Below are 15,231 nucleotides of genomic sequence, written 5' to 3'. Positions count from 1 at the left end.
GTCGGCCGGGCCGCTTTGGCGCGGCGACAGGACGCCCGGCGCCTTCGCAGGGGTCATTAGCGTTTTCCGCGCCCGGGGGTGTCACCGGCGATGCCGGATCACGCCGATCCCAGGGTCGCCGGTATTGGCGACAGGTTCATTGACGCTGACCCGGGCAAAGATGACGGCATCGTGGCCCACGACACGTCCGGTCATGCGAGATGACGTCGGTCGTCCGGCGCGTCCAACATGGAACGGCTGCCTTGAAGGGAGCGAGGGGCGGTCTTCTCCTTTGTAGACGAGGTTTTTCCGCGGCCAACAACGGAAGCGGTTCGGAAAAGTGTGTCAGTCAGGCATCTGAGTCCAAGGAAGAAAACAACTCAGGACAGACCTGGATAACTTCCCTCATCTCTATCTGTCGCGTTCCCGCGGTTTCCGGTCGTACGCAGGAAGCACAGGGAGGAACTGACGATGTCCAGGGCAGCCAGCCCAAGCTGACCGACCGTTGCTCCACCCCGGGGGCAGGTTTTTGCGCCGCCGTTGGCATCTCCGACGGTCATCGCCGCTTTTGTCCAACCGCCCCCATGCCTGCCCAGGGTATCACCCGAGACCCGTCCCATCATCGACAGACTCCACGTCCAGCGGGCACTCTGCATCGAAACCGACCCTGAGAATGTGGTGAGCCCCGTGACCAAGATTGACCAGATCGAGACGATGATCCTCGACATCCCGACCATTCGCGGCCACGTGCTGTCGATGGCCACGATGCGGGTGCAGACCGCCGTTCTGGTCAGGGTCACCTTCTCCGACGGGTCCGAGGGCATCGGCGAGGGCACGACCATCGGTGGCCTCAGCTACGGCGCGGAAAGCCCCGAAAGCATCCGTTCGGCGATCGACACCTACATCGCCCCGGTGCTGCTGGGCCGCGACGGCGACGACGTGAACGGCGCGCTTCAGCTGGTCGACCGGCTGGTCAAGGGCAACCGCATCGCCAGGACCGCCGTGGAAATCGCGCTGTGGGACGGGCTGGGCAAGCGCCTGGGCGTCCCGGTGGCGCAGCTGTTCGGCGGCGCGGTCCATGACCGGCTGCCGGTGGCCTGGACGCTGGCCTCGGGCAACTCCGAGACGGACATCGCCGAAGCCCGGGAAATGATCGAGACCCGCCGCCACAACGTCTTCAAGCTGAAGATCGGCAAGCGGACGGTCCGCGAGGACGTGGCCCATGTCGCCCGGATCAAGCAGGCGGTCGGCGACACCGCCAGCGTGCGCGTGGACATCAACACCGCCTGGTCGCTGCAGGAGGCACGCTGGGGCCTGAAGGGGTTGCAGGAGGTCGGCTGCGAACTGGTCGAACAGCCGGTGCCGGCGCGCTCTCGCCGCGCGATGGCCGAACTGGCGCAGGGCTACGAGATCGCCGTCATGGCCGACGAGGCGCTGAACGGCCCCGAGGACGCGCTGGAAGTGGCGAACGCGCGGGCCGCCGACGTCTTTGCCGTCAAGGTCGCGCAATCGGGCGGGCTGAAGCGCGCCGCCGAGGTGGTGGCCATCGGCCAGGCCGCGGGGCTGGGCCTGTATGGCGGCACCATGCTGGAAACCGGCCTCGGCACCGCCGCCGCGCTGCAACTGTTTGCCACGGTCGAGACGCTGCATTGGGGGACCGAGTTCTTTGGCCCGCTGCTGCTGACCGAAGACATTCTCGCGAACCCGATCGTCTACCGCGATTTCTGCGTCGAGATCCCCACCGGCCCCGGCATCGGCGCGACGCTCGACCCCGACAAGATCGATTTCTTCCGCCGCGATGGCGGTCGGACCAGGAAAACCGTCGCCGGCGCATAACCGGCGACATCCCATCAAACCCGGCCACAGCGCAGCAAGGCGCGACACGGCCGCCAGGAGGAGGACCATCCATGTTCACCCAATCCAACCTCGACGCATTCGAAGCGCGGCTCGACGGCGCGATCCAGGACGACCCGGAGAACGGCGTGTTCCGCTGCCGCCGGGACATCTTTGCCGACGAGGAGCTGTTCGAGCTGGAAATCAAGCACATCTTCGAGGGCAACTGGATCTACATGGCGCATGAAAGCCAGATCCCGAACCCGGGCGACTATTTCACCCTGACCATGGGCCGCACGCCCGTCGTCATCACCCGCGACAAGGACGGCGAGCTGCACGCGCTGGTCAACGCCTGTTCGCACCGCGGCGCGCAGCTGTGCCGCTTCAAGCGCCGCAACCAGAAGACCTTTACCTGCCCGTTCCACGGCTGGACCTTCTCCAACACCGGCAAGCTCCTGAAGGTCAAGGACCCCAAGGGCGCGGGCTACCCCGAGCAGTTCAACAAGGACGGCAGCCATGACCTGACCAAGGTTGCCCGGTTCGAGAACTACCGCGGTTTCCTGTTCGGCTCGCTCAACGCCGACGTGAAGCCGCTGGAGGACTACCTGGGCGAGGCGCGCAAGATGATCGACATGATCGTCGACCAGGCCGACGAGGGGCTGGAGGTGCTGCGCGGATCGTCCACCTACACCTATGACGGCAACTGGAAGCTTCAGGCCGAGAACGGCGCCGACGGCTACCACGTCTCGGCGGTGCACTGGAACTACGTCGCCACCACCGCGCACCGCACCGACGACGGCAAGGAAGACAACATCAAGGCGACCGACGCCAGCAAGTGGGCCAAGCAGCGCGGCGGCTTCCACGCCTACGAGAACGGCCACATCCTGCTGTGGACCGAATGGGCCGACCCGACCAACCGCCCGAACTACCCGCGCAAGGACGAGTGGACCGAAAAGCACGGCAAGACCAAGGCCGACTGGATGGTCGGCGTGCTGCGCAACCTGTGCCTGTATCCCAACGTCTTTCTGATGGATCAGTTCAGCAGCCAGATCCGCGTGTTCCGGCCCGTGAGCGTCGACCAGACCGAGGTGACGATCTACTGCATCGCGCCCAAGGGCGAGAGCCAGGAGGCGCGCACCCGCCGCATCCGCCAGTACGAGGATTTCTTCAACGCCTCGGGCATGGCGACGCCGGACGACACCGAGGAATTCCGCGCCACCCAGCGCGGCTATGCCGGCGCGGCCCATGCGAAATGGAACGACCTGACCCGCGGCGCCACCCAGTGGATCCAGGGCCCCGACGAGGACGCCAAGGCCCTGGGCATCGCCCCGATCCTGTCCGGCGCCCGCACCGAGGACGAAGGCCTGTTCGTCATCCAGCACAGCAACTGGTCGCAGCGCATGGCCGACGCCATCGCCAAGGAACGCGCAACCGCGCCGGGCGCATCCGTGGCCGCAGAGTGAGGAGAAATGACCATGACCACCACAACGCTTGACCACCCCGCGACCGCCAGGACCCTGACCTACGAGGACATCCAGGCCTTTCTCTTTGCCGAGGCCCGCGCGCTGGATGACCGCGACTGGGACAGCTGGCTGGCCTTCTACCACAAGGACTGCCCGTTCTGGATGCCCGCCTGGGACGACGAGGACATGTTGACCGAGGATCCGGCCAACGAGATGTCGCTGATGTACTACCCCAACAAGCAGGGCATCGAGGACCGCGTGTTCCGGATCAAGACCGACCGGTCCTCGGCCACCTCGCTGCCGGAGCCGCGCACCAACCATTACCTTTCGGGGATCGAGGTGCTGAGCCGCGAAGGATCGCAGATCAAGCTGCGCTTCAACTGGCAGACGCTGAGCTATCGCTATTCCAGGACGGATCAGCACTGGGGCACGTCGTTCTACACGATCGACACCAGCGGCGCCCGCCCACTGATCGCGGACAAGAAGGTCGTCCTGAAGAACGACCACATCCACCACGTGATCGACGTCTACCACATCTAACCCCGTCTTCGCGGACCGGACAGGAACCTCCGCGCACCCAGGCAACGGGTGCGCGGCAAAGGGAGGAGCATGCCATGACGACCTACAACATCGCCCTGAACTTCGAGGATGGCGTGACCCGCGTCATCCAGTGCGACGACGACGAAAAGGTGACCGACGCCGCCTTTCGCCAGAAGATCAACCTGCCGATGGACTGCCGCGACGGCGTCTGCGGCACCTGCAAGTGCTTTGCCGAAAAGGGCGAGTACGAGCTGGAATTCTACATGGACGAATCCATGTCCGACGAGGAGGCCGAACAGGGCTACGTCCTGACCTGCCAGATGATCCCCGAAAGCGACTGCGTGCTGCGGGTGCCGGCCTCGTCCGCCATCTGCAAGACCGCGCCGGAGGCGGTCGAAGGCGAGGTCCTTGGCGTCGACCTGCTGTCCGCCACCTCCTTTGGCCTGCGGGTGAAACTGGCCAAGCCGATCGGCTTTCTGCCCGGTCAGTACGTCAACGTCACGGTTCCGGGCACCGGCAAGCACCGCTCCTATTCCTTCTCCTCCGCCCCCGGCGCGGACGAGGCGACCTTTCTCATCCGCAACCTGCCCGGCGGCGTCATGAGCAGCTACCTGGGTGAGCGCGCCCAGCCCGGCGATGCCGTCACCGTGACCGGCCCCATGGGCGCCTTCTACCTGCGGCCCGTCGAACGCGCGCAGCTCTGGCTGGCGGGCGGCACCGGGCTGGCCCCGTTCCTGTCGATGCTGGAGCAGGTGGCGGAGACCGGCAGCGATCACCCGATCACGCTCTACTACGCCGTCACCCGCGCCGCCGACCTGGTGGAGCTGGAGCGCGTGCAGCGGCTTGCCGACAGGATCGGCAATGTGACCGTCATCACGATCCTTGCTGCCGACGACGATGCGCATGAACGCAAGGGCTTTGTCACCGACCACCTGGCCGCCGATGACCTGGCGGGAGGCGACTGCGACGTCTACCTCTGCGGCCCGCCGCCGATGGTCGATGCCGTGCGTGCCCATTTCGGCAAGCTGGGGGTGGAGCCGGCCAACTTCTACTTCGAGAAGTTCAACCCGACCGAGGCGGGGAAGGAAGCCGCATGACCCCCCGTTTCGAGAACAAGGTCATGGTCGTGACCGGCGCGGCGCAGGGCATCGGCCGCCGCGTCGCGGAACGCGCCGCGTCCGAGGGCGCCAAGGTGCTGATCGTCGACCGTTCTCCCGCCCGTTCCGAGGTGGTCAAGGCGATCCGCGCGGCGGGCGGCGAGGCGCAGGCGATCTCGGTCAACCTCGAGACCTGGTCCGGCTGCGAAAAGGCCATGCAAAGGGCCGTGGACCTCTGGGGCCGGATCGACATCCTGGTCAACAACGTCGGCGGCACGATCTGGGCCAAGCCTTACGAGTTCTACGAGCCGAAACAGATCGACGCCGAGGTCCGGCGGTCGCTGTTTCCCACGCTCTACTGCTGCCGCGCGGCCATCGACCACATGCTGCCGCGTGAAAGCGGCGTGATCGTCAACGTCTCGTCCATCGCCACGCGCGGGCTGAACCGCGTGCCCTATGCGGCGGCCAAGGGCGGGGTGAACGCGCTCACCGCCAGCCTTGCCTGGGAAGTGGCCGAGCGGGGCATCCGCGTCGTCGCCACCGCGCCGGGCGGGACCGAAGCGCCGCCGCGCGTCGTGCCGCGCAACCCCAACGCGGAGCAGGAACAGCGCGAGGACTGGTACAAGACCATCGTCGACCAGACGATCCAGTCCTCGCTGATGAAACGCTACGGAACCCTCGACGAGCAGGCAGGCCCGATCCTGTTCCTGGCGTCGGATGAAGCCTCCTACCTCACCGGCGTCACGGTGCCGGTGGGCGGGGGCGATCTCGGCTAGGCCCGGAGGAGGGCCGCCAAATACCTTAACTGGAGGAAATCCAACATGAAACGCGCATTCCTGGCGGCCCTCGGGCTCGCCACCACCCTTGCCATGCCTGCCGCTGCCGAAAGCCTGAAGGTCGGCCTGCTGCTGCCCTACTCGGGCGTCTACGCCGCGCTCGGCAACGACATCGACGCGGGCTTTGAACTGGGGCTCAAGACCTTCGGCGCCGAGACCACGGCCACCTTCGAGATCCTCCGCGAGGACACCGAGGTCAAGCCGCCGGTCGCCCTGGGCAAGGCCAAGAAGCTGATCCTTCAGGACAAGGTCGATGTCGTCGCGGGCATCGTGTCCTCGGGCGTGCTGGGCGCGGTGCGCGACATGATCGACGGCGCGGGCGTGCCGCTGATCGTCGCCAATGCCGGCAACGACGAGGCGACCGGCGCGGACTGCTCGCCCTACATCACGCGCATGTCGTTTTCCAACGGGCAGGTGAACCGCCCGATGGGTGCCTGGATGGCCGCGCAGGGCATCAAGAAGGTCTACACCCTGGCGCCCGACTATGCCGCCGGCCGCCAGATGATCGACGCCTTTGCCGCCAGCTATACCGCTGCGGGCGGCGAGATCGTCGGCCAGGAGTTCACCCCCTTCCAGAAGACCCAGGATTTCGGTCCCTACCTGGCGCAGGCCAAGGCCAGCGGCGCCGAGGCGGTCTATGTCTTCTACGCCGGGGGCGAGGCGATTTCCTTCGTCAAGCAGTACGACAGCTTTGGCCTGAAGGCCGAGCTGCCGCTCTACGGCTCGGGCTTCCTGACCTCGCCGCTGTATGTCAACGCCGAAGGCCCGGCCGCCGAGGGCGTGATCACCGCGCTGCACTACGTGCCGACCATCGACAACGCCGAGAACAAGACCTTTGCCGAGGCCTTCACCGCCGCCACCGGCCGCGTGCCGTCGGAATTCGCGGTGCAGGGCTACGACGCCGCCCGCGCCTTGGTCGAGGCCACCAAGACCGGGGCCGCGGATCGCGAGGCACTGGCCCGCGCGCTGCGCCAGGTCAGCTTTGACGGCCCGCGCGGCAAGACCTCGATCGACCCGGCCACCAACAACGTGGTGCAGCCGATCTACGTCTACGAGACCGTCGCCGGCGAGAACGGCCTGACCCAGAAGGTCCTGGCCCAGCTGCCCGCCGAGGCCGATCCGGTCAACGGCTGCCAGATGGCCCCGGTTTCCAACTGACACCCCGGTCCGGCCGTCCCCGACGGCCGGACCATGACCCGGAGGAGGACCCGGCAATGGCACATGATCTCGGCTTCTGGACGCTTCAGGCGCTCAACGCCCTGCAACTTTCGATGCTTCTGTTTCTGCTTTCCATCGGCCTGACGGTCATCTTCGGGCTGATGCATTTCGTCAATCTCGCGCATGGGTCGCTCTACGCGCTGGGGGCCTATTTCGCGGCCTCGCTGGCGGCGGTGGGCGGCTTCTGGATGGGCTTCTTCCTGGCGCCCGTGGCGGTCGCCGGGGTGGGCATCCTGCTCTATTCCGGCCTCATCAAGCGGATGCGCAAATCCGGGCCGATGGCGCAGGTGCTGGTCACCTTCGGGCTGATCTTCCTGGCGCTGGATCTCACCCGCATCTTCTGGGGCGACATCGCGCTGGCCATCGAGGTGCCCGCGCTGCTGGACGGCCGGCTGAGCTTTCTCGGCGTCGAATATCCGACCTACCGGCTGTTCATCATCGCGCTGGGACTGGCCATCTTCGCCGCGCTGGCCTTTGTGCTGGGCCGCACCCAGATCGGCGCGATGATCCGCGCCGGGGTCGACAACGACGCCATGGCCGCCTGCCTGGGCATCAATGTCGAACGGTTGTTCTTTGTCGTGTTCTGCGTCGGCTGCGCGTTGGCGGGACTGGCGGGCGCGGTCGCCGCACCGCTGCTGAGCGTCACGCCCGACATGGGTCTGCAAATCCTGATCCCGACGCTGATCGTGATCGTGATCGGCGGGCTGGGGTCGCTCAAGGGCGCGATCGCCGGATCGCTGATCTACGGTTTCGTGCAGACCTTCGGTGCGGTGCTCGCGCCGCAGCTTGCCTCTGTCCTCATCTACGCCCTGCTGGCCGCGGTCCTCGTGATCAAGCCGGTCGGCCTGTTCCCGGCGAAAGGATAAACCGATGTTCCGACACACTCCCCTGCGCTATGCCGTCCTGGTCCTGCTGGCCGCCGGCGCGCTGGTCCAGGCCTTCACCGCCGAGTACTTCGGGCTGGAGATCCTGACCGAGATCCTGATCCTTGCCATCCTCGTGCTGGCGCTCGACATCGTCGCCGGTTTCGGCGGGATGGTTTCGCTTTGCCACGGCGCGCTGATGGGCGTGGGCGCCTATGCCTACGCGCTGCTGTCCACCCAGGCGGGCATCGCGCCGCCGGTTGCCATGGCCGGGGCGGTGGCCCTGACCGGGGCCGCGGGCTGGGCCATTGGCGCGGTCTGCGCGCGCAGTCACGGCATCTATTTCATCATGGCGACGCTGGCCTTTGGCCAGATGGCCTATTCCTGGGTCTTCGAGGCGCCGATCTTTGGCGGTGACGACGGGCTGAGCGGGATCGAGCGGCTGGACCTGTCCCTGATCGGTCTCGACCTGAACGACAGCCGCACCTTCGCGCTGTTCTGCCTGGCGATGCTGGGGGCGGTCTATGGCGCCGCGGTGCTGATCCTGCGTTCGGGCCTTGGCCGGTCGCTGTCGGGTGTCATGCACAACGAACAGCGGATGCGCGCGCTGGGGCTGACAGTCTGGCGGGTCAAGGCGGACGTCTTCGGTCTGTCCGGCATGATCGCGGGCCTGGCGGGCGCGCTGGCGGCGCAGCACATCATGTACATCTCGCCGGGCCTGCTCGGCTGGACCGTCTCCGGAGAGGCCCTCGTGGTGGTCATCCTGGGCGGGTTGGGCACGCTGGTCGGCCCGCTGGTCGGCGCCGCCGCCTTTGTCGTGCTGAAGCATGAACTCGGCGCGGTGACGACCTACTGGCACCTCGTCGTCGGCGTGATCCTGATCGCCGTCGTGATGAGCCGCGCCAATGGCATCTTCGGCTGGGTCGAGGCCCGCTGGGGTGCCCGGATAGACCGCCGCGTGGCCGACGCCACACGCAAGCAGCAGCCCTTGGAGGTGGTGAAAGATGCTTGAGACACGCAATCTGGACAAGAGTTTTGGCGCCGTTCACGTCACCTGCAACGTGTCGCTGAAGCTGGAACGCGGCGAACGCCGGGTGATCCTGGGGCCGAACGGGGCGGGCAAGACCACGCTGTTCAACCTGCTGGTGGGAGAACTGACGCCGAACAGCGGGTCGGTCCACCTGGCGGGCGAGGACGTGACCGCGCTGCCGGTGGCCAGGCGTGCCCGGCGCGGCCTGTCGCGCAGCTACCAGAAGAACACGCTGTTCGACGGGCTGACGGTGGAGGAAAACCTTGGCCTCGCGGCGGCGGTGCATACCGGCCATGCCACGCGGCTGTGGTCCGACAGTCTGGCCAAGCCCGAGGTGCGCGAGATCGTGGCCGAGGTGGCCGAACAGGTCAACCTGATGCCCTTTCTGCACGCCAAGGTGTCGGAGATCAGCTATGGCGTGCGGCGGCAACTGGAGGTCGGCGTCGCGCTGGCCACCCGCCCGCTGGTGCTGCTGATGGACGAACCCACCAGCGGCGTCGGGCCCGAGATGGCCAAGGGGTTCCACGACCTGCTCAACAACCTGCCGCGCGACCTGACCCTGCTGATCATCGAGCATGACATGGACCTGGCCTTTGACGTGGCCGACACGATCACCGTGCTGAACTACGGCGAGGTGGTGTTCGACGGCCTGCCCGAAGAGGCGCGCGGATCGAAACTGCTGAAGGAAATTTATCTGGGGAGCTGGGAAGATGCTTGAACTGAGTGCGATCCAGTCCGGCTACGGCGAGACGCAGGTCCTCTACGGTCTCACGCTGGAGGCGAAACAGGGCCGCGTGCTGGCCATCCTCGGCCGCAACGGCGCGGGCAAATCCACCACGCTGAAGACGATCATGGGTCTTCTGCCGCTGAAATCCGGCGAGATCGCCTTTGACGGCAAGCCGATCGCGGCGCGGCCGTTCGACATCGCCAGGAGCGGCATCGCCTACGTGCCCGAGACGCGCGACATCTTCCCGTCGCTGACGGTGCGCGAGAACCTGGAGATCGCGGCCAAGCGGTTTGGCGGCGGCGGCGCGGACTGGACGATGGAGCGGGTGCTGGACCTGTTCCCGCGCCTGGGCGAGCGGCTGGAGAATGGCGGCACGCAGCTGTCGGGCGGCGAACAGCAGATGCTGGCCATCGCCCGCGCGCTGCTGATGAACCCGCGCCTGCTGATCCTGGATGAGCCGACCGAGGGTCTCGCCCCGATCATCGTCAAGCTGATCCACGACAAGTTGCAGGAATTGAAGGCCGAGGGGCTGTCGATGATCCTCGTCGAACAGAACTTCGGCTTTGCCACCTCGCTGGCGGACGACGTGGTGGTGGTCGGCAAGGGGCAGGTGGTCTGGACCGGCAGCGCCGACGCGATCAAGGCTGACCACGAGGCGCAGCATACCTGGCTGGGCGTCTGAGCAAACTATCTGCGGGCAAGGCGTTTCCGAGCCCGCAGATGGAAGGAACGCACCGGCCCGCCTGCCGCGGGGCCGTCGCATCAAGCTGTCAGCGCCAGGGTCCTGTTGGCGCTGGCAGCTTTGGCCTCACTTCTTGATCGGGCTTTTCCGCGCGACCTTCTGCGCCATCGCGACAAAGTTCTTCACGTGTACGCCCTGGTCGTCGAGGCGGTAATTCACCGACAGCTCGGTGCGCGCGATCTCGGGTTCGATGTTGAGGAACTTCATCCCCTTGCGGGGGGCATTGGCGACGGACTCCGGGACGATGCACACCCCTTCGCCAACCGCGACCAGGCTCAGGGCGGTTTGCAGATCCATGCACCAGAGCCGCAGCGGCGCCGTGAACCCGGCAGCCTCGACCGCGTTCAGCACCATGTCCGCATAGCTCGGCCGGGGCCGTTCCGGATACAGGATCAGGTTGTGGGTTTCGAGACGTTCGAGTTTTGCGACGGTCCGGGCCTCCGTATCGACGATATCGGGCAGGGCGAGGATCAGTTTCTCTTCCATCAGGTGTTTCGTCAGGAATTCGGGGTCCTTCAGCGCCGGACGGGCGAAGGCGACGTCGAGCTCACGCGAGACGAGCGCCCGGTACAATTCGGCATTGTTCATGGGCACAAGGCTGAGGTTCACTTCGGGGTAATTCGCCCGGTAGGACCTGATGATGTTCGGCAGGATGCCGAAGGTCGCCGACCCGACAAAGCCGATCCGCAGGCGCCCCTCTGCGCCCTGACCCAACCGGCGCACTTCGAGCTTGGTGTCCTCGAGCTGGGCAAGGATCGTCTTGCCGCGTGTGAGCAGCCGCTCACCGGCCTGTGTCAGAGTGATCGCGCTGCGGCCGCGATTGAACAGGATCGCGCCCAGTTCCTCTTCGAGCTGCTTGATCTGCCGGCTGAGCGGGGGTTGCGCCATGTCCAGGCGTTCGGCGGCGCGCCCGAAGTGCAGCTCCTCGGCAACCGCGATGAAATAGGTCAGCTGTCTGAAGTTCATTCACGGCTCTCCCCCACGGAGTGACGTTAGGCGATTGCCCCGCACGAAAAAAGGCCCCCGTCGATGCGGGGGCCAGTTTACAGGGAGGTTTCGGGGGATCACTCGGCGGCGACGGCTTTCGCATCGGCCGCGGTCTTCAGCACGAAATCGAACTCGAAGTGCAGGTCGGTGCCCAGCTCCTTGGGTGCGGGCTTGAACTTGCCGATCAGGCTTTCCTTGACCGCGAACACGCTGTCGTCTTCCAGCCACTTGCTGTCGGCGTCGTAGATCTGGCTGATCAGCGGGCGGTAGCCGTCCTTGGAGATGATGAAGTGCATGTGGCCGGGGCGGTTCGGGTGGTGGCCCATGAAGCGCAGCAGCTCGCCTGCGGTCTCGTCCTCGGGGATCGGGTAGGGCACGGGGCGCACGGCGACAAAGGCATAGTGGCCGTTCTCGTCGGTCTCGAAGCGGCCGCGCAGGTTGTATTCCGGCTGGTCGGGGTCGAGGTTCTCGTAGATGCCGTTCGGCGCGTCTTCCCAGACATCCAGCGTGACACCGGCGATGCCCTTGCCGGTCTCGTCGCGGATGTAGCCTTCGAAATACGCGGTTTCCTCGTTGTCGAAATGCTTCTGGATGGTCGAGCCGCCCTTGGGCAGCACCGGCGGGTTCTCGCGGTAGAACGGGCCCAGCACGGTGGATTCGCTGGCGGTGCCTTCGACCGGGTTGGTCATCATGTCGACCAGCACCTCGACGCCGATGATGTCGGCCAGCAGGATGAATTCCTGGCGGTTGTCGTTGCTGAGCTTGCCGGCGCGCACGAGGTAGTTGCAGGCCTCGAGGAACTCGCTGTGCTGCAGTTTCACGTCCTTGATGAAGCCGTGCATGTGCTTGATCAGCGAGGTCATGATCTCGCGCTGACGGTCGGTGATCACGCCGTTCTTGCCGAGACTGTCGATCACGACGTCGGAGATGTTCTCTTGATTGACGATGCCCATGGGTAATTCCTCCTCCTGGCAGTCTGATGTCCGGTCACGAGACGCCTAACCGCCCCTCGTTGTGTCCTAGACTTCGCCGAAACGACCCCGTTCCCCAATGCCTGCCGCGGTATCAGGTGATACCGGGGAGAGTCCGGGCATGGTCCAACGCGGCGGCGCTCGGTCCCTGCGGCTTGTCTGGATGGCGCACCGGCAAAGGGTATTGACCCATACCCTGCCCGGCATGGCCTGAAGACCCGCGCCCGTGGCACCCAGTCCCTGCCAGATGACGCACAGGGAGGCAAAGGTGCTCGATACCTTCAAACAGATCCAGACACGCCTTGAGGCGACGCCGCACCTGCCGCGGCTCGGTCGGTTGTTTTCGGAAACGGTGCTGATCGACGTCGACGGCGCCGAATATTACCTGACCTTCGAGAAGGGGCGCATCGTCTCGGTCGCCGAAGGTCCCAGCCGCAAGACCCCCTGGCGCTTTGCCCTGCGCACGGATGCCGAGGCGCTGGACAAGTTCTGGCAGGCCCGTCCCGAACCGGGCTTTCACGACATTTTCGGCCTGGTCAAGATCGGCCGTGGCCGGATCGACGGCGACATCCTGAGCCTCGTCAAGAACCTGCGCTTCTTCAAGGATGTGCTGACGCTGGCCCGCGCGAAAGAGGAGCTTGCAGCATGAGCATCGAACCGATCACCGGACGGTATCTGACTGTCACGATCCAGGGCGCGCCGCGCCGCATCTATTTCGAGGAGGCGGGGCAGGGGCGTCCGGTTCTCTGCCTGCACACCGCAGGCGCGGACACGCGCCAGTGGCGCCACCTGATGAACGATGCCGGGATCACCGCCGATCACCGCCTGATCGCCTTCGACATGCCGTGGCACGGCAAGTCGCTGCCGCCCGAAGGTTTCGAGACGCAGGAATACCTGCTGACGACCGAGGCCTACATCGAAACCGTCCTGGCGGTGATCGACGGGCTGGGTCTCGATCGCCCCGTGCTGGCCGGCTGTTCGATGGGCGGGCGCATCGCCCTGCAACTGGCGGCGCTGCACGCCGACAGGTTCAGCGGCTTCATCGCCATCGAGGCCTCGGATTTCCAGCCCGCCTGGTACGACATCGACTGGTTCCACCGTCCCGATGCCCATGGCGGCGAGATGGGCGCGGCGCTGGTGTCGGCCAACATCTCGCCATATGCGCCCGAGGTCGAGCGCTGGAATACCCTGTGGATGTTCATGCAGAGCGGCCCGGGCGTGTTCCGCGGCGATCTCAGCTTTTACACCCGGGATGACAGCCTGATCCCGCGCCTGCCCACGATAGACACCGCGCGGACGCCGGTGCACATCCTCGTCGGCGCCTATGACCTGACCTGCACGCCCGAGGACGCGGCACGCACGGCCAAGGCAATCCCCGGCGCCACCCTGGCCGTCATGGATGAGCTCGGCCATTTCCCGATGAGCGAACACCCCGAGGGCTTTCGCCCGTTCTTTGTCGAGGCGCTGGAACGGATGCCGACGCCGGCCGTCGAAGCCGCCTGACCGATCACCCCCACCGGAGGAAGATCCATGTGCATGAACGCCGACACCCCATGCCCGGGATGCAAGAAGCACAAGAAGGCCGATGCCGCCTGGATGTTCTTCACCGATGAAGAGCGCGAGGCCGTCGACGGCGCGCGCAAGCTGCCGGCCTTCGCGGATGCGCAGTCCTGACCACCGACAGATCCAGGCACCCTGGCAGACCCCCGGAATGTCCAACACGGAAAACCGATCATGACCAAACCCTGCATCCTCTGCGTGGCGATCACCGGCAGCCTGCCCACGAAAGCCAACAACCCCGCCGTGCCGATCACCGTTTCGGAACAGGTCGAGTCGACCCAGGAGGCATTCGAGGCCGGGGCCACCATCGTCCATGCCCATGTGCGCAACGACGATCAGACGCCTTCCTCGGACCCGGATAAATTCGCCGCCCTGAAGGAGGGGATCGAGACGCACTGCCCCGGCATGATCATCCAGTTCTCGACCGGCGGCCGGTCGGGCGCCGGCCAGACGCGCGGCGGGATGCTGTCGCTCAGGCCCGACATGGCGTCGTTGTCGGTCGGGTCGAACAACTTTCCGACCCGCGTCTACGAGAACCCGCCCGACCTGGTCGATTGGCTGGCCAGCGAGATGTTGACGTATGACGTCAAGCCGGAAATCGAGGCCTTCGACCTGAGCCATATCCTGAAAGCCCGGGACATGGCGGACAAGGGTCAGCTTGCCGGCACACCCTACATCCAGTTCGTGATGGGGGTGAAGAACGCCATGCCGGTCGACCGGGATGTGTTCGACTACTACATCCACACCGTGCGCCGCCTGTTCGGCCCCGACGCGCCCTGGTGTGCCGCGGGCATCGGTGCCAACCAGCTGAAACTGAACGAATGGGCCATCGCCGCGGGCGGTCATGCCCGCACCGGGCTGGAAGACAATGTGCGGCTGGACAGCGCCACGCTGGCGCCCTCGAACGCCGCGCTGGTGCGCCGGGCCGTGGACATCTGCGACCGGAATGAGCGCCCCGTGGCGACCTGGCAGGAGGCGCGCCGCATTCTCGGCCTGCGCCTGCCCGGTGACACCAGGGAAGGACAAGCAGCTTGAAAAGGGTCTACGGCTCGGCGGCGGAGGCGCTTGATGGCGTCCTGCACGACGGGATGTTGATCGCCGCGGGGGGCTTCGGTCTCTGCGGCATTCCGGAACTGCTGATCGACGCGATCGTGGCCAGCGGTGTCAAGAACCTGACCGTGGCGTCCAACAACGCCGGCGTCGACGGGTTCGGCCAGGGCAGCAGCAAAAAAAAAGGGGGCGCCCCCGCCGTTATCCGATAACGCGCCGCGCCGGGCGGCGCGTCCATCGGATAACCGGGGGCCGATATCGCTTTGATCCGCGGTTCGGCCCGATGGTGCGAACACCGGCCAGGCACGACATGCCGAGCGCCGGCCTCACGCACC

General features: G+C 66.1%; 16 protein-coding genes and 1 pseudogene. 15 read left to right on the top strand and 2 right to left on the bottom strand.

Annotated elements, in window-relative coordinates; all coding sequences use genetic code 11:
- The first annotated feature begins 666 nt into the window (after positions 1-666).
- The 10 genes from MAA8898_RS07955 to MAA8898_RS07910 all read left to right on the top strand — a co-directional run bounded on the left by MAA8898_RS07955 (position 667) and on the right by MAA8898_RS07910 (position 10,268).
- Complete coding sequence (locus MAA8898_RS07955; protein ID WP_281252852.1) at positions 667-1,815, top strand: muconate cycloisomerase family protein; 1,149 nt, start codon at positions 667-669, stop codon at positions 1,813-1,815.
- Positions 1,816-1,886: 71 nt separating this feature from the next.
- A complete protein-coding gene (gene benA, locus MAA8898_RS07950; RefSeq protein WP_094020473.1) occupies positions 1,887-3,275 on the top strand; it encodes a benzoate 1,2-dioxygenase large subunit in 1,389 nt (462 codons plus the stop codon).
- Positions 3,276-3,287: 12 nt separating this feature from the next.
- The gene (benB, locus tag MAA8898_RS07945; protein ID WP_094020859.1) at positions 3,288-3,815 is read left to right on the top strand and encodes a benzoate 1,2-dioxygenase small subunit; all 528 of its coding nucleotides are present in this window, start codon (positions 3,288-3,290) and stop codon (positions 3,813-3,815) included.
- A 74-nt stretch (positions 3,816-3,889) separates the two neighbouring features.
- On the top strand, positions 3,890-4,912 hold the full coding sequence (gene benC / locus MAA8898_RS07940; RefSeq protein ID WP_094020472.1) for a benzoate 1,2-dioxygenase electron transfer component BenC: 1,023 nt from the start codon (positions 3,890-3,892) through the stop codon (positions 4,910-4,912).
- Positions 4,909-5,688, top strand: a complete 780-nt coding sequence (benD, locus tag MAA8898_RS07935; protein ID WP_094020471.1) for a benzoate diol dehydrogenase BenD — start codon at positions 4,909-4,911, stop codon at positions 5,686-5,688. The genes benC and benD overlap by 4 nt, the downstream gene beginning before the upstream one ends.
- 45 nt (positions 5,689-5,733) lie before the next feature.
- Positions 5,734-6,906: an ABC transporter substrate-binding protein gene (locus tag MAA8898_RS07930; RefSeq protein WP_094020470.1), complete on the top strand. Its 1,173-nt coding sequence runs from the start codon at positions 5,734-5,736 to the stop codon at positions 6,904-6,906.
- Between the two features lie 56 nt (positions 6,907-6,962).
- Positions 6,963-7,832: a branched-chain amino acid ABC transporter permease gene (locus tag MAA8898_RS07925; protein ID WP_094020469.1), complete on the top strand. Its 870-nt coding sequence runs from the start codon at positions 6,963-6,965 to the stop codon at positions 7,830-7,832.
- A 4-nt stretch (positions 7,833-7,836) separates the two neighbouring features.
- Positions 7,837-8,841: a branched-chain amino acid ABC transporter permease gene (locus MAA8898_RS07920; RefSeq protein WP_094020468.1), complete on the top strand. Its 1,005-nt coding sequence runs from the start codon at positions 7,837-7,839 to the stop codon at positions 8,839-8,841.
- Positions 8,834-9,577: an ABC transporter ATP-binding protein gene (locus MAA8898_RS07915; protein ID WP_094020467.1), complete on the top strand. Its 744-nt coding sequence runs from the start codon at positions 8,834-8,836 to the stop codon at positions 9,575-9,577. Before MAA8898_RS07920 ends, MAA8898_RS07915 begins: the two co-directional genes overlap by 8 nt.
- Positions 9,570-10,268 (top strand): ABC transporter ATP-binding protein, encoded by a 699-nt coding sequence (locus MAA8898_RS07910; protein ID WP_094020466.1) that lies wholly within the window; start codon positions 9,570-9,572, stop codon positions 10,266-10,268. Before MAA8898_RS07915 ends, MAA8898_RS07910 begins: the two co-directional genes overlap by 8 nt.
- A 126-nt stretch (positions 10,269-10,394) precedes the next feature.
- Here the strand turns inward: MAA8898_RS07910 and MAA8898_RS07905 are convergent, their stop codons facing one another.
- Positions 10,395-11,294 carry a LysR family transcriptional regulator gene (locus MAA8898_RS07905; protein WP_094020465.1) on the bottom strand — a complete coding sequence of 300 codons (900 nt, stop codon included), beginning with the start codon at positions 11,292-11,294 and terminating at the stop codon, positions 10,395-10,397.
- 98 nt (positions 11,295-11,392) lie between these two features.
- Positions 11,393-12,268: a dioxygenase family protein gene (locus MAA8898_RS07900; protein WP_094020464.1), complete on the bottom strand. Its 876-nt coding sequence runs from the start codon at positions 12,266-12,268 to the stop codon at positions 11,393-11,395.
- A 265-nt stretch (positions 12,269-12,533) separates the two neighbouring features.
- On the opposite strand from MAA8898_RS07900, the gene MAA8898_RS07895 reads away from it, so the two are divergent.
- From MAA8898_RS07895 to MAA8898_RS07880, 5 genes and pseudogenes are all read left to right on the top strand, one after another.
- Positions 12,534-12,935, top strand: coding sequence for a hypothetical protein (locus tag MAA8898_RS07895; protein WP_094020463.1), 402 nt, complete (start codon positions 12,534-12,536; stop codon positions 12,933-12,935).
- Positions 12,932-13,789, top strand: a complete 858-nt coding sequence (locus tag MAA8898_RS07890; protein ID WP_094020462.1) for an alpha/beta fold hydrolase — start codon at positions 12,932-12,934, stop codon at positions 13,787-13,789. Before MAA8898_RS07895 ends, MAA8898_RS07890 begins: the two co-directional genes overlap by 4 nt.
- Before the next feature lie 33 nt (positions 13,790-13,822).
- Positions 13,823-13,960, top strand: a complete 138-nt coding sequence (locus tag MAA8898_RS26190) for a hypothetical protein (protein WP_176445099.1) — start codon at positions 13,823-13,825, stop codon at positions 13,958-13,960.
- 60 nt (positions 13,961-14,020) lie between these two features.
- The gene (locus MAA8898_RS07885; RefSeq protein ID WP_094020461.1) at positions 14,021-14,881 is read left to right on the top strand and encodes a 3-oxoadipate:acetyl-CoA acetyltransferase; all 861 of its coding nucleotides are present in this window, start codon (positions 14,021-14,023) and stop codon (positions 14,879-14,881) included.
- Positions 14,878-15,066, top strand: a pseudogene (locus MAA8898_RS07880) (CoA-transferase); the annotation flags it as partial. The gene MAA8898_RS07885 and the pseudogene MAA8898_RS07880, both read left to right, overlap by 4 nt.
- Positions 15,067-15,231 lie beyond the last annotated feature (165 nt).

The organism is Antarctobacter aquimaris, from assembly GCF_900184945.1.
Classification (GTDB): Bacteria; Pseudomonadota; Alphaproteobacteria; order Rhodobacterales; family Rhodobacteraceae; genus Maliponia; species Maliponia aquimaris.
This window is presented reverse-complemented; position numbering and strand designations above follow the sequence as displayed.